This window comes from Aquimarina algiphila (assembly GCF_947494415.1).
GTDB lineage: Bacteria > Bacteroidota > Bacteroidia > Flavobacteriales > Flavobacteriaceae > Aquimarina > Aquimarina algiphila.
In genome coordinates this window covers 209605-231413 of sequence record NZ_CANLVC010000008.1, presented here as the reverse complement: position 1 = coordinate 231413, position 21809 = coordinate 209605, and the positions used below count along the sequence as shown (strand labels likewise).

Below are 21809 nucleotides of genomic sequence, written 5' to 3'. Positions count from 1 at the left end.
GGAAGCTTTTGATATTATGTATATATATTTAAAATTATTTATGAATGATAAATCTTTTTGCAATAGTCTTTTGACCTGTATTTACTTCTAAGATATACATTCCTTCAGGTAAATTTGTCACATTAATATTGTCTTCTGATAACTTATCCCTCATCACAGTTTGACCAATATAATTTACAATTCTAAACGCTACATCTTTCTGATGTATACCTTTTATAAATAGTACACCTTGCTCTATCGGATTTGGATACAAAAATATATCATTCATTCCTAATTGAGTAAGGTTATTCTCTTTAGAAAGGGTTGACGTACTAATATTTATTGTATAGTCTTCTACTTCTCCATAGGTAAATGTATCACAAGCTCCTGAAGCTGTACTATATTTCATAGATACTCTCATTCTGGTATTACCCGAAGAAGCAGTATTAGGAACATCAAAATTAAAGGATTGATTAGCACTACTATTTGATGAATTCGAGACTATCTGTTCTGTAGTATCAAAAACACCATCTTGATTATAGTCTATCCAAACACTAAAATGTTCTCGATATGCTGTATTAGCAAATCCTGCACTTAATATAATGGTATTGGCTCCATAACCAATTGATCCTACCAAGCTTGTAAAATCTCCATAACCTCCATTGGCCACAGTTGAATTTGCAATACCTCCTATTTCAACATAGTCAATATATTCAAAGCTGACATTAGTTCCTGTAGAAGTACAATACGTAATTGTGGTTTCTACTGTGGTCACGTTAATAATATCACTTGATGAAGAAGTATTTCCTGCAGCGTCTCTGGCTTTAACTGAAAAAGTATATGCAGTGTTTGGTGATAAACCTGATACCACATGACTGGTTCCTGTAACTGTAGTAATGAGTGTTGTTCCTTGATATATTTCATATCCGGAAACCGCAATATTATCTGTAGATGCATTCCAGGAAAGGCTTACAGTAGTTCCTGTAATTGCTCCTGCAGTAAGTGATGTTGGTGTTGAAGGTGACTCAGTATCTGGTGCAGAAGATCGTATCACAAGGTTATCTATAGCCATATCACTTCTGAAACTTGATCCTGTAGTTCCTTTAAATTGTAATTTGATAACCGATCCGGCATAAACAGACAAATCAACTGATGCTTGATTCCAGGTATTTCCCGCATCTCCACTTTTTGTCCAGATTGAAGTATAATTAACACCATCATCTGTACTTACTAAAACCTCCATGCTTCCCATATTAGATCCATACATATGATATCCAAACTCTAATGAGACACCCGAAAGCGAAGCTAGATCAATACATGGGCTGGTAAGAAGTGCAATCTTATTATTAGAATTACCAGAAGCCTCTGTATACAAATAAAAAGAACCATCTTGTGCTGCAGAAGGACCTGTTGAAGATGAAGGTGTACCTCCAGAATCACGAGTCCAATCAATACCATCTCCAGTTTCATTGATCCATACTCCTATACCAGTTTCAAAACTCTCATTATAAGGAAAGTTACTTATTCCTGTACAAGGTTGTGCGTCTGTAGTTGTAAAATTAATTAATGTTCCGTACGGAGAACTGGCTCCGCCTGCACAGTTACTTCTTACTTGCGCTTCATAAGCGGTAGAAAGTGTTAATCCTGTAATATTAATTGTATTCGTATCAGATGATAAAGTTGTCCAGTTTGTAGTTCCGGTCTCACGATATCTCACATCAAAAGTAGCTCCAGAATTAGCACTCCAACTTAGCGTAGCTGTTGTGGTTTGAATATTTGAAGCAACTAATCCAGTAGGTGCCACTCCCCCAATTGGTGTTAATTGAACATCTTTAATGACTGTAGCATAATCTGCTACGGTAACACCAGTTAATGTAACTGATTCATAGCATTCTGCTTCATATAAAATATCATATGTCCCCGCTTTTATTGGTCTATAATAATCTCCTTCTGGCAGTTCTGTAGGTACCCATGATTCATAACTCTCACGTCCTATTACAGTTACTTTTGCTTCGATAGGCTGGTTAGTAACGGCATCAGTAACCACGCCGTGTATCCCATAATTTACCTGTTTTAAAAATGCAATAAGAGCATCTCGATTATAATTCCAAAAATTTACCAACTGACTAGCAGCCGGGGTTTTATTATCTGATAACTCAACGGTTACTTCTCTTCCTTTATGATTATAAATCTGATAATCTTGTCTTCCTCCTTGTACTTCATACCAGGCAAAACCATTGGTAATTCCGTTATTCAAAGCATCAAAATATCCAGCAGGGCTATTAGCTTGACATAAATCTCTATATTCTTCAGAAACATGAATAAAATAATCCTGATCAGGGTGAGCTCCTGCATACGTATCCCAAGGATAATTAATCAATTCTATTCCCCCATGAAAATTAGCAGATAATACAAAATGTTTGGACGCGGCAAAATTCATGAAAGCAAGTGTTTCTATTTGATGTACATTACCATCCGGATTCACTCCATCATCTGGATCAGGATAATTTCTATTTAGATCCACATTATTTGCATTTCCTCTAGTTGCATTTGCTACAGATGTGTTATTTGGACTATTTCTATAGGTCCCATCTGGATTTGCTAATGGATTAATCCAAACTTCGTTATTATCAAGAAGATCTTTAATTTCTGCATGTTTTGGATGACTTGTATCCTTGTATGCATCAAGTAAATAATCAATTAGATTTAGCATCATTGGATATCCAGCAATTTCATCTCCATGCATAGAGGATGTATACATTACCCTTGGTTCTTGTTCATTAAGATCAACATTATCAGATAATTTTACAAATAATATGGATTTATCTCCTTCTGTTGTGGCTCCAATATTTTCTACTTTACACATAGAAGGATTATCGGTTGCAAACTCATTCATCATAGTTACATAATCAGCATATGTTGGATACGCTGTAAGCGGATAACTAGTTGCTTTCACTGCAAGATCAGAAGTCATTAATCTTTCTCCAACAATATTATCTTCTGTAGTAAGGGTAAAATTTATTTCTTTCTTTAAAAATGAAGAAAACTGATTTTTATTGGCCATTACTTTTACAATATTGTTAGCATCATCATAATGTACAATAGATAGTTCTTTGGTAATTGTGCTTAATTCTGCTTTGTTTTTTACTTCAAAGCTAAAAATTACTTCCCCCTTAATAGTAAGGTATTCGTTGGCGAGTTCTTTGTTACTTTTTTGTGCAACAAGAGAGATGCTCATGGTGCATGACACCAAAAGCACTAATAAGAATGTGTTTTTCATCGGTTTTAAGAGTGATTTAAATTGAGTTAATTATTGATTTAATAAAATGCGTAATAAATTGGTAATCTAAAGATACTATAAATTCAATAACAATTCAATAGAAACAACGATATCAAAGGAGTAATCACTCTTAAAACCAGTATTTTAGAATGTATTTATATTCTTTTTCTTTATTAAAACAACTGGACCTATCTAATATGGCTTCCTGCATTCATATCAATGGTTGCACCTGTGGCATGATCCATTAACCCCGAACACATCAATCCAATCAATGGGGTTAGATCTTTTGGTTTTGTAAGTTCATTAAGTGCAATTTCATTCAGAACCTTTTGTTCACCATGATTTGCAATAAAGTTTTCAGCCATTTGTGTACGTGTAAATCCGGGAGCAATAATAAAGGATTTAATGTTTTGTTTCCCAAAAGATCGAGCAATACTTCTGGCTAAGGAAACCATTCCTCCTTTGGAGGCTGCATATGCTAAGTATTCTTCTGTTTCTCCTCTAAATACTGCTCTACTTGCTATATATATAAATCTTCCTTCTCCATTTTTAATGAAGTGATCTATGCCTAATTTAGTAAGCAGCCCTACAGAGTTTAGGTTAACATCCATAGTTTTTTTCCAGACCGAAAACCAATCCTTAGCATTCTTTTTAATAGAATGAGGTAGAAACACTGCCGCATTTAGTATAATAACATCAATTTTTCCAAATTCATGGCAAACATCATCAAAAAGTTTATAGATATCTTTTTCTATAGAAATATCAGCTCCAAAAGTTTTTGATCCTGTATGAGGATATAAGCTAACCAGCGTTTCGGCAGCTTTTTTATTCGTATTGAAATGTACAGCCACTCTTGCTCCCATTTTCATTAAAAACTCGGCTCCTTCTTTCCCTATTCCATTAGAAGCTCCGGTAACTAGAATCGTTTTTCCTTTCAAATCAATGTCTATCATTATCATATATACTTTAGCTTGAATATAAAAATAAGGTAATTGTATAAAATTATTATAAAAGAGTAGTGTAATAATGTATCAACTAAAGGCAATAAAATACCTGTAAGTTTTACGTTCTGTTACTTAGTAATTCTTTTAAAAATATACAACAAAATATTAACGACAACTCGTTAAGCAGATTAATAAAAATACCGTATATTTAAGGATAGACCTCTTCTTGTCAACAAGTTACACCTTTAGACAAAATACACACATTTTTATTACTTAAAAACCTTAATTCTTAAATTATGAGTATCTCACAAGCATCTCCTAAAAGTAAAATGGAAAAACCCAGCTTTAAAAGTCAATATGAAAATTATATTGGCGGAAAATGGGTAGCACCCGTAAAAGGGCAATATTTTGACAACATCTCTCCCGTTGATGGAACTAGTTTTACAAAAATAGCTCGTTCTACCAGTGAAGACATTGAACTGGCAATTGATGCTGCATGGTCTGCAGCTCCAGAATGGAATAACTCTTCAGTAACCTATCGCAGTAATTGTTTATTAAAAATTGCATCAATATTAGAAGAAAATCTTGAAGTATTAGCTCGTGCAGAAACCTGGGATAATGGAAAAGCAATACGAGAAACATTGGCAGCTGATTTACCTTTGGCAATAGATCATTTTAGGTATTTTGCTGGTGTAATTCGTGCAGAAGAAGGTTCTGTAAGTGAATTAGATTCAAGTACAGTAAGTCTAAATGTTCAGGAACCTCTGGGAGTTGTTGGTCAGATAATACCGTGGAATTTTCCAATATTAATGGCAACATGGAAAGTTGCCCCTGCTTTGGCAGCAGGGAATTGTATTGTTCTTAAACCTGCAGAGCAAACTCCGGTAGGTATTATGCTTTTAATGGAACTAATTGAAGGTGTGTTGCCTGATGGCGTACTTAATGTAGTTAATGGATTTGGAGCTGAAGCTGGTAAACCTTTAGCTTCAAGCCCTCGTATAAATAAAGTAGCATTTACAGGTGAAACCACAACTGGACAACTAATAATGCAGTATGCTTCTAAAAACATTACTCCTGTTACTTTAGAACTTGGAGGAAAATCACCAAATATCTTTTTTGAAAGTATTATGGATGCTGATGATGATTTCTTTGATAAGGCGATTGAAGGTGCGGTTATGTTTGCCCTTAATCAAGGAGAGGTATGCACATGTCCATCCAGAATTCTAATACAGGAAAGTATATATGACAAGTTTATAGAACGTGTAATAGAACGTACAGAAGCTATTAAACTAGGACATCCACTAGATCCTCAAACTATGATGGGGGCACAAGCGTCTAATGATCAATTTGAAAAAGTCCTTAATTATATAAATATTGGAAAAGACGAAGGTTGTGAAGTATTGACGGGTGGAGAATCTGCTTATATTGAAGGGCTGGAACATGGATATTATGTAAAACCTACATTACTAAAAGGTAATAATAAAATGCGTGTATTCCAGGAAGAGATTTTTGGTCCTGTAGCATGTGTAACTACGTTCAAAAATGAAGCAGAAGCAATTGAAATTGCAAATGATACACTCTATGGATTAGGTGCTGGAGTTTGGACAAGAGATACACATCAGGCTTATCAAATTTCTAGAGCTGTAAAAGCCGGACGTGTTTGGGTGAATTGCTACCATACATATCCTGCACATGCTCCTTTTGGAGGATATAAGAAATCTGGTATTGGACGAGAAAACCATAAAATGATGCTTAATCATTATCGTCAAACCAAAAATATGTTGATCTCTTATGATAAAAAAGCGATGGGCTTTTTCTAAAATTAGATAATATGATTTTACGTGTTAAGATTACCGATGCAGCAAAAGCTGTAATCGACACCCTTAGTACAGAACATGGAGAGTTAATGTTCCATCAGAGCGGAGGATGCTGTGATGGATCATCTCCCATGTGTTTCCCTAAGGGTGAATTAATGATTAATGAAACCGATGTATTACTTGGAGTAATTCATGGGTGTGATTTTTATATGTCTAGCGATCAATTTGAATACTGGAAACATACGCAACTTACAATAGATGTTATACCTGGCAGAGGAGCTAGCTTTTCTCTTGAAATTCCTATGGGAATAAGATTCGTAACAAAATCCCGAATCTTCACAGAAACTGAAATAAAAAAATTAGAGCCAGTTTTAACAGGATGACTTACCTGTTTCTGAATATAAAACCACATCGAATTCTATATCATCTGATATCATTTGATCAGTGAGGTGAATATGAAACCTTCCTGATGCATGGTTTATATCCCATCTGGTACGATTTATACTAAATTTAGATTTCAATATAGTTTGATTATTCTTATTTTCAATTTCTGCAATAAAATTAACTGGTTGCTTAATACCTTTTATGGTTAAGTTCGCTGTAATGTTAACTTTTGAACTAGTAATATATTCAATACCAATGATTTTTAATTTTGATATTGGATAAACATGTACTTCAAAAAAATCAGAATTTTTTAAGTGATCCACCAACATCTCGTTGTACTTACCATCAGTATTCACAATTGAATTCATATCAATGTAAAATTCTCCTCCAATGATTCTGTTATTTTCTGTGTAAAATTCTCCTTCTTTCAATTTTATTGTACCAAAATGATCTCCTGTTTTCAAAGCATAAAAGCCTCTCCAATTAATTGTACTGGCAACTGTATCAATAAAAACTTTGTTTTCTGCGGCAAACTTATTTTTTTGTACGATATCTATTAATTCTACCTCATATACTAATGTTGAATCCGGATGGGGAAAAGTTATATTCCCCATTCTCTTACTGAGTTCTGGTGGAACAATTAATTTTCTAACCTCTCCTACTTTCATCCCCAATACTCCTTCATCAAGCCCCTTAATAACCTGATTACCTCCTACCAAAATTTTAATCGGGTTTGGCAAATTTCTAGAAGAAAAAACCAAAGAACCATTCATATATTTTGTAGTTTCATGAATATGTATTTCCTGTCCTTTTTGTACGACTCCTCCACTACCTTCTTTTAGAATTTTATATTGTAAACCAGAAGATGTTGTAATTATTCTTTTATTATCATCTGTATTATTGCCACATGATGTTACTATGACTAATAAACTTATCATAAGTAGTGCTATAAAATTCTTTATGTATTTTTTATGGGTTACTTTCATTTTTATGTTATTTTGTTTGAAGTTATTAATGAAAGTTAAATATAGAATTGGAGCTACCTTAAGCTTTTAAAAGGATTGTAAAAAAGTGTAACTTAAATGTAAAATTGATACTAATTGAAGTTTTTTAGCTATAATATCAAACAAAATCATAGAAAATTATTTGGGTTATTATTCATAATTTTTGGATCGTTAATTTTATCTGGTTTTTATCAAAAAGAAAACCCTTCTTATTTTTCTGAAAGAGTCAAAATTGCTTTGCGAGATATTGGTAATACATTATTACTTGCTGAGAATGATTCTACTTCTCTTATATTACCTGTAAAAGAGGTTAAGGATTATGAATATATTGTTTCTTTTCAAAACGAATTATATATCGAACCTGATGTTTTAGTTCATTCTATCAAATCCACTTTTAGTGCTTCTAACTTACCAGAAGATTATATAATTGAGGTAATTGATTGTAGTATCAAAGAGGTTGCTTATAGCTATCAAATTATGGGGCCAAAGGAAAATGATATTATTCCATGTTCTGGAAGAACACTACCTTCTAGTTGTTATAAAATACGGGTCCTTTTTTTAATAAAAGAATCCGCATCTGGTTCTAAAATATATCCAATTTCTGCTTTAGTACTTCTTTTGGTATCACTTTCAACAGGATTTATATTTTTTAGAAAAAAGAAGAATAATTCCATAAATGCTACAACCGGCATAGAATTAGGGAAATTTAAATTCTATTATGAACTACAGTTATTAAAAATAGAAAAAAGCCAAATAAACTTAACTTCTAAAGAGTCTGAAATTTTAAAGATCTTTAGCCAAAATCCTAATCAACTTATTAAAAGAGAACGATTGATTAAAGAAGTCTGGGAAGATCATGGGATAGTTGTTGGCCGTAGTCTGGATATGTTTATTTCTAAACTAAGAAAAAAACTAAATACAGATTCGTCTGTAAAAATAATTAATGTTCATGGGGTCGGATATAAAATTGAAATCTCATAATCTTCATTTAACGCACTACCCCGACTAGTATCCACATTTTTTTATTCGATTCATTTTTCCAATTCCCAAAATCTTTAATTTCTTTAGAAATTGAAAAACCAGCCTTTTCTAATTCAGATTTTACAAATCTTAAAGATATTGTATGTTCATCCGTTTGTTCTTCTCTGGATTTATTACGAACATGGCTTTTAAATTTTTCCAAAATCATAATACGTCCATCTGGTTTAAGTGATGTTTTAATATGATCTAGCACCTTCATATAATCATCGATTTCATGATAGGTATCCATAACAATAACTACATTCAATGATTGTTTAGGTAATTTTGGATTATCATAATCACCCAATATTGTTTTTACATTAGTAATTTTTCTTTCCTCCAGATGTTTGTCCAATTGTTCTAATCGATCTTTTCTCACATCTACGGCATAAACTTTACCCGCTTTATTAACTTGTTTAGACAAGTGAATGGTAAGATATCCTTCATGAGAACCAATATCTGCTACGACACTTCCTGTTGTTACTCCTGTTAATTTTAATAATTCTGGTACGTTCATCCACGTATCTCTCTCTTCCCAATCTTTTTGTTTATACTGAGCAGAACATAGGTCCATTCCCAAAACTAAAATTGAAAATATCAAAAATCGCATAGATCGTTTCATAATCATCACTTTTACAGTATTTAAGTATTCAAAATACCTCTAAATAACGTTGAAACTATCTATTTTATGAAAAGTTTGTGTTTTAGAAGAAAAATATGATCAGGAATATTTTACTTAAGGTTATTATGATATGATGTCTCTATTTACTCTATAAAAACCCTGTCTTTTCCCTTGAATTCTGGAGTTTGAATTGAAATAACTTTCAAAGGGGTTTCAGAAATCACCTTAACCGCATGAATTGTTTTTTCTGGTATAGTTATCCAATCTCCAGCCTGCACAACAATTTCTTCCTTATTTAACCAGACATTAGCCTTCCCTTCAAGTATAAAAACTTGTTCGGTATGTTTCAAATGTTGATGTGGTTTTACTTCATTTTTAATCCATATGACAAAGGTAGAAGTATGAGGATCAGTAAATATTTTTTTAACCAATACATTTTCAAACTCTTTGTCTGGTTTAATATCGTATGCCGAAAATTTACCCTGAGACCAAAGTATGGTGGTTGAAATTAAAAAAAAGAATATCACACATAACTCTTTCATAAATAGTAATTTGAAAACCAAATTAAGAATTGCTTTTTTTAACTTTTTTCACTGTAGGTGGTCTATATCCCAAAAAGGGGAGTTTTAAGAGTTTTCCTATATTTGAATTAGCGTCTACATCAGGATAAGTATCTACTCCATAAATCAAATCATCTTTTCTTATTTTGGCAAATGTTCCAAAAATTCTATCCCAAATAGAAAAAATATTCCCATAGTTTGTATCTGTATATGGAAGTACGTAATGATGGTGTACTTTATGCATATCAGGAGAAACGATAACCCAGCTTATGATATCATCAACTTTTTTAGGTAACGATATATTGGCATGATTAAATTGAGATAATACAACTGATAGAGATTGATATAACATGATTATCCCTACAGGAGCTCCCACTATAAGTACAGCAAGCGTAGTGAATACAAAACGAATAATACTTTCTCCTGGATGATGTCTATTTGCTGTTGTGGTATCTACATGATGATCTGTATGATGAACCAAATGGAACATCCATAAAGGTTTTACCATATGTTCTACATAATGAGCTAACCATGCACCTATAAGATCCAGTAAAGCTACACCCAGTAATACAGAAGCCCAAAGAGGTAAACCTAACCATTGAATCACTCCAAATTTATTAGCAACTGTCCAATCACTGGTTTTTAATAGAATAAAAGCTAAAACAAAATTTATAACGATGGTGGTTAACGTAAAGAAAATATTAGGCCAGGCATGCTTAAACTTCTTATACTTAAATTTAAATAATGGCACGGCATATTCAACTAACCAGAAAAATGTAATTCCTCCTACCAATATTAAACTGCGATGTAATGAAGGTATCGTTTCGAAATAATTCATTATACTTTCCATAGCTACAAAATATTCCATTTTTAATAAATTACCAATAGTTTTGAAATAAATATGGAATGAAAACGGACTATTTGCGCAACCAAAAAGTTGCGTATTTGAAAAATATCTTTATATTTGCAACTATATAGTTGCGCATTGATATCATTTTGCTATACATTGTTTAATCAACAAAAATAATTAATATGAAAGATGTAATTCGTAAAGAACATATACTTAATCATTCTATAGATAATGTTTGGAATGCTATTACCAAACAAGAACAAATTTCTAACTGGTTTATTGAAGCCGATTTTAAAGCAGAACCAGGTTATAAATACACTTTTACGGCTCCCAAGGAGCAAAACTGTTCCCAAATTACAGGAGAAGTAAAGAAAGCTAACCCCTATACTCTTATTTATACCTGGATTGTGGCTGAAACCAATATTGAAACTACTGTAAAATGGGAACTCGAGAAAACCGAAGAAGGTACGAAGTTATTGCTTGAGCATTCTGGAATTTCAAAGTACTTGGGAGAAAATGCCGTTACAATGTTTACTAGTTTTAATGGAGGTTGGGATAACTGTATTTCTGGCCTATCAAAATATTTAAAACAAGATGTCCATGCAAGATAAAATCACTAAGATATTAAAAGCTATAGCTGATCCTACCAGACGTGAAATTTTTCATGCTCTGGTAGTAGCTGCTACTGCCCTGCCTATTACTCAAATATCAGGGCAATTCAATATTAGTCGCCAGGGAGTTACCAAGCATTTAAAAACTTTGGAAGATGCTAGCTTGATTAGAATAAAAACAAAAGGTAGAGAGCGTTTTTGTTATGCAAATACGAACCCTCTTAAAGAAGTAAATCAATGGCTAAAATTTTACGAGAAATTTTGGGATGGTGCATTAGATAACTTAAGTAGTTATTTAGATAAAAACGCTTAAACAGGTATTTATTTCTCTTGCGTTTCCAGCTCAAGATGCTTCTTAACCGAAGCTACTGCCATTTCAAGTGTTTCAAATATCTTTATCTTATCATGATAAAATATTCTTTCTATTTTTACGCTAATTTCTTGTGCGGTAGTATATGCAACAACCACAAATACTGCAAGATTTGGAAACACCTCCCTTATTTTCATATAATCCGTAGGTTTTAAAGAGTATGAATTTATTCTATGAGAAATGTAACCAAAAGGACGGTTACCAAAATGTAAATTTGTTAGCAGAGAGAGTTCGGTTGCTTTTTCGTGATTAAAACATATACCTTCTGCGACTTCAATAATTAGATAATTCTCAAAAAAAAAGACCTCACCCATATCAAGGCTATATTTCTGAATAAGCCTTTCTTTCATTAATGGTTTCAACATATTCATTACTAGGTTTAAGAGCAAAATGAGTTCGTTGTTCGAAGGCGCGAATCTAGTTAAAAACTCATTACGATTGTAGATTTTATAATTTTGATAACATTTAATACTAAAACCCATAAACTTCTTGAACCAAATCTCAAAAAATCAATTATGACCAGTGTTTTCTCAAATTTGTAATTCACACAGTTTCTGATTACATTGTTACAAACAAACAACTTAATATCAATGAATTATGAAAACAATAAACAAACCACCCATATGGTTCTGGATAATTGCTGTTGTGGCTCTTATATGGAATATTATGGGAGTCATGGCCTATATTGGTCAAGCATATATGACACAAGAAGCGTTAAAGGCATTGCCAGAAGCTGACCAGAATTTTTATAATAATACACCCGCTTGGGTAACAGCAGCATTTGCTATTGCCGTATTTGCGGGTGCTTTGGGGTGTATAGCACTATTGATTAAGAAAAAATGGGCTTCTACCCTACTTATTTTATCCCTCATTGGCGTCCTTGCTCAAACGACTTATAATTTCTTTTTACAAGATTTTATACCATTATCCGGGGCACGAATCATTATGCCTATTATCGTTGTAGTTGTTGCACTCTTTTTAGTGTGGTTTTCTAAAAATTCTACATCAAAGGGCTGGATTTCCTAATTAGTTAAGAATATATTAGTGCCATTCACAACCTGAATCATGATCATAGATTCAGGTTTTTTAATTTCAATACCTTCATTTTTTAAGAAACTTTAACAATTTTTTTAACATCATCTTAAACACTAATATGAGTTTTTGACTAGTTAACCTACTTGTAAAACTATTAATTGTCATAAACTCAAAATCAAACTTAATGAAAACAAAGACAGTATTAAATGGATTAAAAATTGGTGTTCTTGCCATTGCCCTATCATTTATTTCTTGCGAAAAAAATGAAGAATTTGATCAGTCAACAGACCCCACTAGTCAAGAAGAACAAACTATAGAAAAGTTTTTCTTAGGAGAACGTGTTCGTGTGAAAAAAGAAAATGATGGCACGTTTAGCCTTCAAGGAACTGATGTTAGATTATTCGAAGATCAATTAAGTGACACAGCTATCCCTGTTTCTAACACAGAAGAACCTACTGATGAAGTAAATGCAAAGCTTGGACTTGGAGGTGGTGTACGTAAATGGACTAATAATACCATTGTTTATGTTATCCAAAATGGATTAAACCAATTTGTTAGAGACGAGCTTCAAAAATCTATGGATGAATGGACTAGTAAGACAAATGTTCGTTTTAAAGAACGTACCAATGAGCCTAATTATGTAACAATCAGCAGTAATGGTAGAAATTGTAATTGTGGGGTTGCTACATTAGGGATGAATGGTTCTAGAGGTTTTATTCGTTTAGGATCGAGAACTAGTGCCGTCGTAACTATCCATGAAATCGGACATACCTTAGGGTATATCCATGAGCAAAATCGTTCTGATAGAGATAATCATATTATTATCAACTTCAATAATATTCAGGATGGTGCAGAAGATCAGTTTTTCAAAAGTAATTCTGCAACTCTAATTACCAGAGATTTTGACATTAATTCTACTATGATGTACGGAAGCTATACATTTAGTAAAAATGGTCAACCTACAATAACAGATCTAAATGGTAACGTTCTACCTAGAAGAAGAGCTGCAATTTCTCCTTTGGATATCCAAGGAACCAATAACGCATATCCAGGTGATGGAGGTGGTGGAGGAAATCCATCTGTAAATCCTTGCGAAGGCATTGCCGCATGGGTAAGAGGTCAGAGCTATTCTGTTGGCGATAAAGTTACCTACAGAGGTTTCTTATACGAAAGAGATTTTACAAGATGGAATAGAATTGCAGAATGTACTGACACACCGGTAAGTGCAGATATTTGTGAAGGTGTTTCAGAATACAATAGAAATAATAATTATTCTGCAGGGGATAAAGTAACTTATAACGGATTCTTATATACTCTTGGATCTAACGGAAGATGGTCTAACAACGGACGTTGCGGAGCGTAAACATCTGTTTGTTTGAATATTTTTAAAATTTAAAAGGGCTGTTTTTTACAGCCCTTTTTATTTTACAATAATTTATTCTTTTTCTTCAAGTTCTTTAATTAGTACCTCTGCAGAATTCATACTTCCAGTATAAGACTTATATACCCATTTTGTAAAAACAAAAAAGAATACAATTGCCAGTGGAATGGCTATTACTATTGGCCAAATAGATTTTGTCTCTGTAAACAAATCTTTACCTTTAATAATTTTTGAAGAAACAGGCATAATAACAAACATGAGTACAAATCCTAAATAGTATCCAAGTTTCATACTTTTTTTAAATCGTTGTTTCCCTTTAGTATATTCAATCAATGTTTCTTTATAGCTATTTCCAGAAATATTAATATTTCGCATTTTACTTATCCATTTTAGAGATAAAACAGGTAATACTAAAAGTGTAACTACTGATATTAATCCAGATACTAATGAATACCAATTATCTAGTTTTTCGAGATTAAATAAGATCAATATTGCAACACTATAGCAAATGACTGCTCCTATTATTTCCGGGTATGCTATTTTATTCAATTTCTTTCTGTACTGCTCTTGTGTCATCATAATAATCATTTTATCCGTTAATTTTTTTTGTTTTTCTATCTGATCACTCATTTGGGACCAAACTGCTTGCATTTCTTCTAATTCCATACCCATTATTTTTTTACAATTTGTGTCTTTAACCTTTGTTTGATTCTCGAAATTTTGGTACCTACATTGCTAGGAGACAAACCTGTTATACTTGCTATTTCCTCGTATTTTTTTCCTTCTAAAAGCAATAACATTAATCCTTTTTCCAATTCATTAAGACCATGTATATGTGCATAAAGAATCTTTAATCGTTCCTCAAATTCTGTATCGTATTGATCTGTTTGTTTCATGATCACCTGATCAATTCCAATTTGATTTACTTTTCGCTTCTCCTTTTTTAATCTGGTAATTGCGGTATTAAGTCCTACACGATACATCCATGTACTAATTTTTGAATCTCCTCTAAAATTGTCAAATGATTTCCACAACTGATAGACAATCTCTTGATAGAGATCTTTCTGATCTTCATGATTATTAGTATAGATGGTCGTTATTTTAAAAATAACACCTTCATGATCTTTAATAATTTGAGTAAACTCATACTCTTTGGCCATATAAGCTTATGTTTTTCTTATTAGTAACTAATACATAGAAAAAATCACAGCATATTTATAAAAAATTATAAAATAACTACACTTAACATAAAAATACATTGAAAAACAAGTTGCTAAAGAAGAGCATGCAACTTTTAAAAAAACCTGATTATTCTTTTACGACAATTAGAGAAGCCTTAACTCCTTTTGTTAAATTCCATTCATTACTGGTAAGTAAATTTCCTTGATCATCATACAAATGAAATTCTGCAGTATTAGGTCCAGATTCACCCTGATTAAGAGCCTGAATATCGATTTTATTGAACCCTTTGATTAGATCGATTGAAATTCCTTGAAATTTTCCTGAAAGATATGCACTTTGTACGATTACATCATCATTAATAAAAATTCTCACTATATCACCATCAACAAATTGATGATCTCTATACAACAATCTGACAAATTTACCATCACTTTTGAAATCACCAAGATACTGATCACTTTTATATTCTTCCTTTATTTCTTTATCTTTTTTAAACCACTTTGGAGTGCCTTTAATTTCTGGTTTAAAAAAGCCATCATTACCAGTCATATCAAATGTTTGTTTGCGACGGCCATATTCACTCAACTCTTTTGGTGCAGTATACAACGGTATATTACTATTGAAATCTGATTTTGGAAGCCCTGTAGACAAACTGTACTTATCAGTTTTTAAATCACTTTTTGCGTCAATACGTAAAGAGGTAGAACTTTCTACCTGAGCCTGTATCACTCCTGCCATACACAACAAAAAAACTATAATTAGTTTAGCTTTCATATCTTTTCGTACCACGCTTGTTTAATGTAAATATAAAGATTATAGAGGGTTAATAATGTTAATTACTTGCAAAAGTACCCATTATATCCTATAACCAATATATAATAGGACGTTATAAATTTATAATAATTACATTAATCTTCTCTGTAGTTGGCCAAATCAATAACAAATCGTCAATTGTACATGAACAACAATTAATTTATTGTTAATTCAAACACATGATTTATAGTTATTTAAATATATTTTATAACTTAAACTTATAATATTTTGTTTATTATTTACAATCGAAGATTACTCTGAAAGCCAATAACTTACAAGAAGCATTTTAATTAAAAACTGTCAAACTTTGTACCATTTTTTATATTGTTCCAAAAATTAGATTTTTCGTTACGATTTTAGGAATTGCATATTATAAGATAACTTATTATTTTAATTCAAAAGTGTGTAATTAAACTTCCAATTTTAACGTATGTCATATTATACCCATCTTATTGTAAAAGTTAATTAAAAAACTGTACTTAAATTTGTAAGATAATCCTTATATCTTTTAATTTGTTTTTAAATATAAAGTATGATATATTATATAATTATCGGTATCCTATTCGCTGTAATTCTTTTTTTATGGTTAAAATACCAAGGAGTCAAAAAAAGGCTGGATGAGAAAAGTAATGAATTGCAATCTTTACTCAATACATCTGAAAAACAAGTTCAATTTCAGCAAGATTTTATTTCTATTCTCAGTCAAGAATTGAGAACTCCTTTGTATGGAATAATGGGGTTGACAAATCTTTTAGCAGAAGAACACCCAGAACTTAAAGACGATAAAAAAATAAAATCGCTGAAGTTTTCCGGAAATTACCTACTTACCTTAATTAATAATATTCTTCAAGTAAGTTTTCTTGATAATGAAGAAGTCACTGTACAAAATACTCTATTTAATTTAAAAGACGTTACTCAAAATCTTGTTCAGTCTTTTAGTTATGCGACAGAAAACAGTGATAACATTTTGCACTTTGATTTTGATGCTGAAATAAGCCAAACTGTTAAAGGAGATCCTGCAATTTTGTCCCAGATACTTATGAATCTTGTGAGTAATGCTCTACGATTCACAAAGAATGGAAATGTTTATTTCTCAGTAAGTTTGATTAAGAAAAAAGGGGATGTTTCTACAATTTCTTTTAAAATTACTCATGATGGATATGAGGTATCAAAAGAGGATCAAAAATCAATCTATCAAGAGTTTATTAATGTAGAAAATGAAAAAAAATGGTATTTGGGTACAGGTATAAACTCAAGAATAGTAAACCGACTGGCAGAAGCTGTAAATGCAGAAATAATTATTCAGAATAATTCTCATGTCGGATCAGAATATGTATTTGTGATTGATTTTAAAACACAACAAGTCAAGGAAGAACAGGCCCATCAAAATTCTGTTTTTGAGGTCAATTCTGGCACAAAATTCAAAGCTCTAATTGTAGATGACAATAAATTAAACCTATTAGTTGCAGATAAAATGTTATCAAAAGAGCAATTTGATTGTACAACTATTGATAATGGCTTTGATGCTATTAAATTGGCAAAAGAAAATGTGTATGATGTCATTTTAATGGACATTAACATGCCCAAGCTTAATGGTATTGGAACAACAAAAAGAATAAGAGAATTTGATTTAAAAACACCTATTATTGCCCTAACAGCAGTAGACGTAACCCAATTAAATAGACAAATCATTCAGGCAGGACTAAATGATTATATTTTAAAACCTTATAACAAAAATCATTTATTAGAAATGATTCATAAACATATTGAGAATTCAGTACTTAGTTGATAATTATCTGTTGTCCGATTTTTAGTACTGTATTATATTTTATAGAATTAGTTTTACAGATTTCGGAAACAGCTAATCCATGTCTATTGGCAATTCTATGAAGGGTATCTCCTTTTTTTACCGTATAAATCTTTTTTTGTTGCTCTTCGAATACTGTAATATCATCAATGGATTTATGAATTACTATTTTACTCTTCCTTGTTGATCTATGAAATCTTGGTGTTGCCCATTTTCTAGTTACAAAAAGTACATCTGATCTTATTTTAGTATCAGTTGTAAACTCAAATAAATATTCTGGATTAATACTTTTCCCATGATATCTTACTTCTAAATGTAAATGACTACCTCTTGCGTTCCCTGTCACTCCTCCTTTTCCTATAGCATTACCTTTTTTTATTTCGTCATTCTCCTTGACCAATGTTTTTGATAAATGTGCATATACCGATTCTAAGCCATTGTAATGTCTAACTATAACTGTATTTCCATGTCCTCCATGATATCCTACATACCTAACTTTACCATCTAATATAGATCTTACACTGTCTCCAGTTTGAAGATCAATATCTATACCTTGATGAGGCCTTCCTCTTCTCCACCCATAACGAGAAGTAACCACCATCTTACGGGTAACCGGTGATGAAAAATTAGTATCATGAAAAGTCAATTGAAAAGGAAAAGACAATGATTCATCCCAGTATGGGTTAAATCGTTGATTATCCCATTTAGCATTAAATTCTTCTTTATTTTTTACTCCTAAATCTCTTGAAAGTAATTCATTATTAGAAGAAACTATATTATTGGGATATATAGGTAGGTAGATTATATCTCCTTGAAAAATTAGTTTTTTATGATCTACTGGTACTTTTTCTTTTGTTTCAATAATTTCCTGAGCAGATATCATAGAAAAAGATAATAGAATCAGGAAACCAAATACAAGCCTCTTTTTAATTAAAAACATCAATTACAATACATTTTACAAATTAAAATAGATTTCGGGCTTTAAATTCTTCTACAATATAACTGTAAAAATAATACGTTATTACAACAAATCAATATTTTATTTAATCTAAAATTTGATTTACAATATGATATCCTAGATACAAATTTGAAAATCAAACACTTAAAAAATATCTAGATATAGAACTTCCGTAAGAGTGCTACGGGATAATATTGTTTGTCAAAATTATTAACATATTTTAAGAAATTCATATGAAAACATTAATATCTGCAAAAGCAATAAATGCAGTTAGCGGTAGTTAATTAAACACTAATTATTAATTAAATAACCATGAAAAGATCATTCACATTAATTGCGTTATCTGGAGTTTTAGTTATGACATCCTGTGTATCTAAAAAGAAGTATGTTGCTCTTGAACAAGAATTACAAGACACACGTAGTACTTTACAGAAGACTGCAGTAGAAAAGGAAGAATTAGAAGAAAAATTTGCAAAGATTGAGTCCAGAGTGGCTGATTATAATGCTAAAATTAATTCTTTGAAAGAATCAAATGATGAGAAAATGGTGATGGTAGATGGGATTGCGGCTATTTCTAATAAAACAAAGGAAAGTATGAAAGCAACTTTAGCCAATGTTGATCAACAAAAACTACAAGGAGCCACATCTTTAAAAGATTCAATGAATCTAGCAGTTTCTTACAATTTAAAAAGTAATCTATCTGATAACTTGAAAGAAGATGATGATATTTCTATAAACGTAGACAATACTGTTGTTATGATATCTATTTCAGATAAAATGCTTTTTAACAGTGGTAGCTACCGCATAAGCAATAAAGCTGATGAAGTATTACAAAAATTAGCAGATGTTATTAACTCTGAGCCAAGTTTAGAAGTTATGGTCGAAGGACACACTGATCCTAGAACCATAAGTAATGCTGTAATACAAGATAATTGGGATTTAAGTGTAAAAAGAGCTACATCAATTATCAGAAAACTACAAACATCTTATAATGTTGATCCTTCAAAATTAATTGCATCAGGAAGAAGCAGTTATAAACCTTTAGTAGAAAACGATTCTAAAGAAAATATGGCTATCAACAGACGTACTAGGATAGTTTTATTACCAAATATGGATAAGTTTTTTGCAATGCTATCCTCTAACTAACTATTATCGATATTAACCACTCTTATTGAAAGCGGGATGAATTATAATAATTCATCCCGCTTTCATTTTGAAATACTTTTTATTCTTTATGAAATTAAACCTTTTTGTAATTAAAGTGTCTTAATTACAAATCAAAACATTCATAAACTATGAAACATACAGCCCCACAAAAAATTCACCATTCTTTATTATTATTATTTATCTTACTGATAACCAGTAGTTTTTCTTCAAATATTGCTAACTGGGAATATTTAGGCTCCAAAATAGTTAATTACAAATTAGATAAAGATATTATAAAAGTAACGGCCAAAGAAGGAGCGTTTAAAAAACTTAAAATAAAAATCACAGGAGGCTCTATTAATATGCACAGAATGGTTGTTCAATATGGTAATGGAGAAAAAGATGTGATCCAATTAAGATATAACTTTTCTCGTAGAAGTGCAACAAGAGTCATCGATTTAAAAGGAAACAAAAGAATTATAAGAGATATTACATTTTTCTATGACACCAAAAATTCATCAAGAAAAAAAGCAAAAATCCATGTGTTCGGAAGGCATTAAAAATAATTAAAATAATACCCTCCCTTCTACATTGTTAGGAGAGAAAGGTTACCATTGTAGTTAATGTACTCTATAATATCCACATTTAAGATATGCACCTTCTGCAAAAATTATAGGATGATCAATATCATGAGTTGTTTTTTCTAAAACTTCAAAAGTTCTGCCAGTATTTAAAATATTATCTTCAGAGATTTTAAAAAAATCTTCTTTTATAACTCTCGAAGAACAAGAAGCTAATACTAACAATCCATTTTTAACTACTAATTGGGCTCCTAACCTAGCAAGTCGAGCATAGCTAGTTTTTGCTTTATCAATTTCATTCTCTCGTTTTGCAAACGAAGGTGGATCAATGACCACAATGTCAAACTTTTTATTTGTATTTATCAGATTTTGTAATCCTTCAAAAGCGTCGGCTACAATAATATTATGTTTTCCACTACATGTATTAAGGTTGACATTTTCTTTGGCCATATTTAAGGCATGCTTGCTAATATCAAGACTCACAACTTCATTAGCTCCACCGGCTAATGCATGCACAGAAAAGCCACCTGCATAAGAAAACACATCTAACACTGTTTTTTCTTTGGCTAACTCCCCTACTCTTTTTCGATTATGGCGATGATCCAGAAAATATCCAGTTTTGTGTCCTTTAATTACATTTGCTGAGAACAACACTCCATGTTCTCTAAAAACAACAACATCCTCTTCTAAAACCCCATAGATTACCTGACCATCTTTTAGATCATATAATTCGCCTTTAGATTGTAACAATCTGCTTAAACGTAGCACAACAGTAATACAACCGCTTATTGCAACCAAATGTTCCACAATGTAATTCAAATACGGAAACCAAATTTGTGAATATAACTTGATTACCAATACCCCATCATACACATCTGCAATACATCCCGGAAGATGATCATTTTCTCCAAATAATAGTCTATAACTATTTGTATCGGTTTCAAGTAGAGGTTTTCTTAATTCATATGCTTTTAAAATAATTGCTTCAAACCATTCTTTATTAATTTTGACTGGTTTCCCATATTGTAAAAGCTTAACTCGTATTGGAGAATATGGATCGTACAACCCACAAGCCAAAAAAGTATTCTTTTTATTATCATAAACAACCACCAAATCTCCTGGATTACCCTCTTTATTTTGTTTAATAATACTATCTTCAAAAATCCAAGGATGCCTTCTTTTGACCATTTTCTCTGCAGAAGGCCTTAGTTTTATAGCAATTGTTTTTACGGGTATATTTGGAATAATATTCATCTTTTACAAGATTAGTAATTATTTTTCTCTAATGATGTAATCTACCTCTTTATTTAATCAAAAAGTGGTTTAAGACCTGTGTGTATGCTTTATCAAATACAGTATGTCGATAGCAACAAAAAATCATTCATATCTACAGATATCTCCTTGGGTAAAATATCTTAAAGAAACACAATTAGTATCGAGCCCTGTATACACAATGAACTTACTA

The 21809-nt window shown here is 31.6% G+C and carries 22 protein-coding genes; 10 read left to right on the top strand and 12 right to left on the bottom strand.

Translation table 11 applies throughout. The annotated features are described in order from the left end of the window. Positions 1–34 precede the first annotated feature (34 nt). Positions 35–3259 carry a M14 family zinc carboxypeptidase gene (locus PQF96_RS18675; protein ID WP_271767763.1) on the bottom strand — a complete coding sequence of 1075 codons (3225 nt, stop codon included), beginning with the start codon at positions 3257–3259 and terminating at the stop codon, positions 35–37. 188 nt (positions 3260–3447) lie between these two features. Then, entirely contained in the window at positions 3448–4212 is a 765-nt protein-coding gene (locus tag PQF96_RS18670; protein WP_271767762.1) for an SDR family NAD(P)-dependent oxidoreductase, read from the bottom strand. Between the two features lie 287 nt (positions 4213–4499). On the opposite strand from PQF96_RS18670, the gene PQF96_RS18665 reads away from it, so the two are divergent. Then, on the top strand, positions 4500–6023 hold the full coding sequence (locus PQF96_RS18665) for an aldehyde dehydrogenase family protein (protein ID WP_271767761.1): 1524 nt from the start codon (positions 4500–4502) through the stop codon (positions 6021–6023). A gap of 11 nt (positions 6024–6034) precedes the next feature. Continuing rightward, a complete protein-coding gene (locus PQF96_RS18660; protein ID WP_109437436.1) occupies positions 6035–6403 on the top strand; it encodes a DUF779 domain-containing protein in 369 nt (122 codons plus the stop codon). On the opposite strand, the gene PQF96_RS18655 is transcribed toward PQF96_RS18660, so the two are convergent. Continuing rightward, positions 6392–7390, bottom strand: coding sequence for a YceI family protein (locus tag PQF96_RS18655; protein ID WP_271767760.1), 999 nt, complete (start codon positions 7388–7390; stop codon positions 6392–6394). The two genes, PQF96_RS18660 and PQF96_RS18655, sit on opposite strands and share 12 nt — an antisense overlap. Before the next feature lie 114 nt (positions 7391–7504). On the opposite strand from PQF96_RS18655, the gene PQF96_RS18650 reads away from it, so the two are divergent. Beyond that, positions 7505–8389, top strand: coding sequence for a helix-turn-helix domain-containing protein (locus PQF96_RS18650; protein ID WP_271767759.1), 885 nt, complete (start codon positions 7505–7507; stop codon positions 8387–8389). A 7-nt stretch (positions 8390–8396) separates the two neighbouring features. Here the strand turns inward: PQF96_RS18650 and PQF96_RS18645 are convergent, their stop codons facing one another. From PQF96_RS18645 to PQF96_RS18635, 3 genes are all read right to left on the bottom strand, one after another. Next, positions 8397–9050: a class I SAM-dependent methyltransferase gene (locus PQF96_RS18645; RefSeq protein ID WP_271767758.1), complete on the bottom strand. Its 654-nt coding sequence runs from the start codon at positions 9048–9050 to the stop codon at positions 8397–8399. A 143-nt stretch (positions 9051–9193) separates the two neighbouring features. Continuing rightward, a complete protein-coding gene (locus PQF96_RS18640; RefSeq protein WP_109437439.1) occupies positions 9194–9592 on the bottom strand; it encodes a cupin domain-containing protein in 399 nt (132 codons plus the stop codon). A 22-nt stretch (positions 9593–9614) separates the two neighbouring features. Next, positions 9615–10460 carry a sterol desaturase family protein gene (locus PQF96_RS18635; RefSeq protein WP_271768190.1) on the bottom strand — a complete coding sequence of 282 codons (846 nt, stop codon included), beginning with the start codon at positions 10458–10460 and terminating at the stop codon, positions 9615–9617. Positions 10461–10642: 182 nt separating this feature from the next. On the opposite strand from PQF96_RS18635, the gene PQF96_RS18630 reads away from it, so the two are divergent. Together PQF96_RS18630 and PQF96_RS18625 are read left to right on the top strand one after the other, a co-directional pair. Then, the gene (locus tag PQF96_RS18630) at positions 10643–11071 is read left to right on the top strand and encodes an SRPBCC family protein (RefSeq protein WP_271767757.1); all 429 of its coding nucleotides are present in this window, start codon (positions 10643–10645) and stop codon (positions 11069–11071) included. Then, entirely contained in the window at positions 11061–11384 is a 324-nt protein-coding gene (locus tag PQF96_RS18625; protein ID WP_271767756.1) for an ArsR/SmtB family transcription factor, read from the top strand. The genes PQF96_RS18630 and PQF96_RS18625 overlap by 11 nt, the downstream gene beginning before the upstream one ends. Before the next feature lie 8 nt (positions 11385–11392). On the opposite strand, the gene PQF96_RS18620 is transcribed toward PQF96_RS18625, so the two are convergent. Continuing rightward, on the bottom strand, positions 11393–11806 hold the full coding sequence (locus PQF96_RS18620) for a hypothetical protein (RefSeq protein ID WP_271767755.1): 414 nt from the start codon (positions 11804–11806) through the stop codon (positions 11393–11395). Between the two features lie 232 nt (positions 11807–12038). Between PQF96_RS18620 and PQF96_RS18615 the strand changes: the two genes are divergently transcribed. Together PQF96_RS18615 and PQF96_RS18610 are read left to right on the top strand one after the other, a co-directional pair. Continuing rightward, positions 12039–12467, top strand: coding sequence for a hypothetical protein (locus PQF96_RS18615; RefSeq protein ID WP_109437443.1), 429 nt, complete (start codon positions 12039–12041; stop codon positions 12465–12467). 193 nt (positions 12468–12660) lie between these two features. Beyond that, complete coding sequence (locus PQF96_RS18610) at positions 12661–13839, top strand: M12 family metallopeptidase (RefSeq protein ID WP_271767754.1); 1179 nt, start codon at positions 12661–12663, stop codon at positions 13837–13839. A 72-nt stretch (positions 13840–13911) separates the two neighbouring features. Here the strand turns inward: PQF96_RS18610 and PQF96_RS18605 are convergent, their stop codons facing one another. The 3 genes from PQF96_RS18605 to PQF96_RS18595 form a co-directional block, all read right to left on the bottom strand. Next, on the bottom strand, positions 13912–14523 hold the full coding sequence (locus PQF96_RS18605) for a hypothetical protein (protein WP_160114263.1): 612 nt from the start codon (positions 14521–14523) through the stop codon (positions 13912–13914). A 5-nt stretch (positions 14524–14528) separates the two neighbouring features. Then, positions 14529–15017: an RNA polymerase sigma factor gene (locus PQF96_RS18600; RefSeq protein ID WP_271767753.1), complete on the bottom strand. Its 489-nt coding sequence runs from the start codon at positions 15015–15017 to the stop codon at positions 14529–14531. Between the two features lie 148 nt (positions 15018–15165). Next, positions 15166–15813: a hypothetical protein gene (locus tag PQF96_RS18595; RefSeq protein WP_143915060.1), complete on the bottom strand. Its 648-nt coding sequence runs from the start codon at positions 15811–15813 to the stop codon at positions 15166–15168. Positions 15814–16384: 571 nt separating this feature from the next. On the opposite strand from PQF96_RS18595, the gene PQF96_RS18590 reads away from it, so the two are divergent. Further along, positions 16385–17641, top strand: a complete 1257-nt coding sequence (locus PQF96_RS18590) for a response regulator (RefSeq protein WP_271767752.1) — start codon at positions 16385–16387, stop codon at positions 17639–17641. Here the strand turns inward: PQF96_RS18590 and PQF96_RS18585 are convergent. Next, positions 17634–18599 carry a peptidoglycan DD-metalloendopeptidase family protein gene (locus tag PQF96_RS18585; protein WP_244299548.1) on the bottom strand — a complete coding sequence of 322 codons (966 nt, stop codon included), beginning with the start codon at positions 18597–18599 and terminating at the stop codon, positions 17634–17636. The genes PQF96_RS18590 and PQF96_RS18585 overlap by 8 nt on opposite strands. Before the next feature lie 330 nt (positions 18600–18929). On the opposite strand from PQF96_RS18585, the gene PQF96_RS18580 reads away from it, so the two are divergent. Beyond that, positions 18930–19763: an OmpA/MotB family protein gene (locus PQF96_RS18580; protein WP_143915062.1), complete on the top strand. Its 834-nt coding sequence runs from the start codon at positions 18930–18932 to the stop codon at positions 19761–19763. Positions 19764–19912: 149 nt separating this feature from the next. Further along, the gene (locus PQF96_RS18575; protein ID WP_271767751.1) at positions 19913–20323 is read left to right on the top strand and encodes a DUF2541 family protein; all 411 of its coding nucleotides are present in this window, start codon (positions 19913–19915) and stop codon (positions 20321–20323) included. Between the two features lie 60 nt (positions 20324–20383). Here the strand turns inward: PQF96_RS18575 and PQF96_RS18570 are convergent, their stop codons facing one another. Further along, complete coding sequence (locus PQF96_RS18570) at positions 20384–21598, bottom strand: class I SAM-dependent rRNA methyltransferase (protein WP_271767750.1); 1215 nt, start codon at positions 21596–21598, stop codon at positions 20384–20386. Positions 21599–21809 lie beyond the last annotated feature (211 nt).

Excerpts from the sequence above, each read along its gene's own strand:
- PQF96_RS18660 (WP_109437436.1), top strand. The coding sequence starts at position 6,035 with ATGATTTTACGTGTTAAGATTACCGATGCAGCAAAAGCTGTAATCGAC.
- PQF96_RS18580 (WP_143915062.1), top strand. The coding sequence starts at position 18,930 with ATGAAAAGATCATTCACATTAATTGCGTTATCTGGAGTTTTAGTTATG.
- PQF96_RS18640 (WP_109437439.1), bottom strand. The coding sequence starts at position 9,592 with ATGAAAGAGTTATGTGTGATATTCTTTTTTTTAATTTCAACCACCATA.
- PQF96_RS18655 (WP_271767760.1), bottom strand. The coding sequence starts at position 7,390 with ATGAAAGTAACCCATAAAAAATACATAAAGAATTTTATAGCACTACTT.
- PQF96_RS18635 (WP_271768190.1), bottom strand. The coding sequence starts at position 10,460 with ATGGAAAGTATAATGAATTATTTCGAAACGATACCTTCATTACATCGC.
- PQF96_RS18615 (WP_109437443.1), top strand. The coding sequence starts at position 12,039 with ATGAAAACAATAAACAAACCACCCATATGGTTCTGGATAATTGCTGTT.
- PQF96_RS18595 (WP_143915060.1), bottom strand. The coding sequence starts at position 15,813 with ATGAAAGCTAAACTAATTATAGTTTTTTTGTTGTGTATGGCAGGAGTG.
- PQF96_RS18590 (WP_271767752.1), top strand. The coding sequence starts at position 16,385 with ATGATATATTATATAATTATCGGTATCCTATTCGCTGTAATTCTTTTT.
- PQF96_RS18585 (WP_244299548.1), bottom strand. The coding sequence starts at position 18,599 with ATGTTTTTAATTAAAAAGAGGCTTGTATTTGGTTTCCTGATTCTATTA.
- PQF96_RS18610 (WP_271767754.1), top strand. The coding sequence starts at position 12,661 with ATGAAAACAAAGACAGTATTAAATGGATTAAAAATTGGTGTTCTTGCC.
- PQF96_RS18665 (WP_271767761.1), top strand. The coding sequence starts at position 4,500 with ATGAGTATCTCACAAGCATCTCCTAAAAGTAAAATGGAAAAACCCAGC.
- PQF96_RS18630 (WP_271767757.1), top strand. The coding sequence starts at position 10,643 with ATGAAAGATGTAATTCGTAAAGAACATATACTTAATCATTCTATAGAT.
- PQF96_RS18575 (WP_271767751.1), top strand. The coding sequence starts at position 19,913 with ATGAAACATACAGCCCCACAAAAAATTCACCATTCTTTATTATTATTA.
- PQF96_RS18600 (WP_271767753.1), bottom strand. The coding sequence starts at position 15,017 with ATGGCCAAAGAGTATGAGTTTACTCAAATTATTAAAGATCATGAAGGT.
- PQF96_RS18645 (WP_271767758.1), bottom strand. The coding sequence starts at position 9,050 with ATGAAACGATCTATGCGATTTTTGATATTTTCAATTTTAGTTTTGGGA.
- PQF96_RS18625 (WP_271767756.1), top strand. The coding sequence starts at position 11,061 with ATGCAAGATAAAATCACTAAGATATTAAAAGCTATAGCTGATCCTACC.
- PQF96_RS18675 (WP_271767763.1), bottom strand. The coding sequence starts at position 3,259 with ATGAAAAACACATTCTTATTAGTGCTTTTGGTGTCATGCACCATGAGC.
- PQF96_RS18620 (WP_271767755.1), bottom strand. The coding sequence starts at position 11,806 with ATGTTGAAACCATTAATGAAAGAAAGGCTTATTCAGAAATATAGCCTT.
- PQF96_RS18570 (WP_271767750.1), bottom strand. The coding sequence starts at position 21,598 with ATGAATATTATTCCAAATATACCCGTAAAAACAATTGCTATAAAACTA.
- PQF96_RS18605 (WP_160114263.1), bottom strand. The coding sequence starts at position 14,523 with ATGGAATTAGAAGAAATGCAAGCAGTTTGGTCCCAAATGAGTGATCAG.
- PQF96_RS18670 (WP_271767762.1), bottom strand. The coding sequence starts at position 4,212 with ATGATAGACATTGATTTGAAAGGAAAAACGATTCTAGTTACCGGAGCT.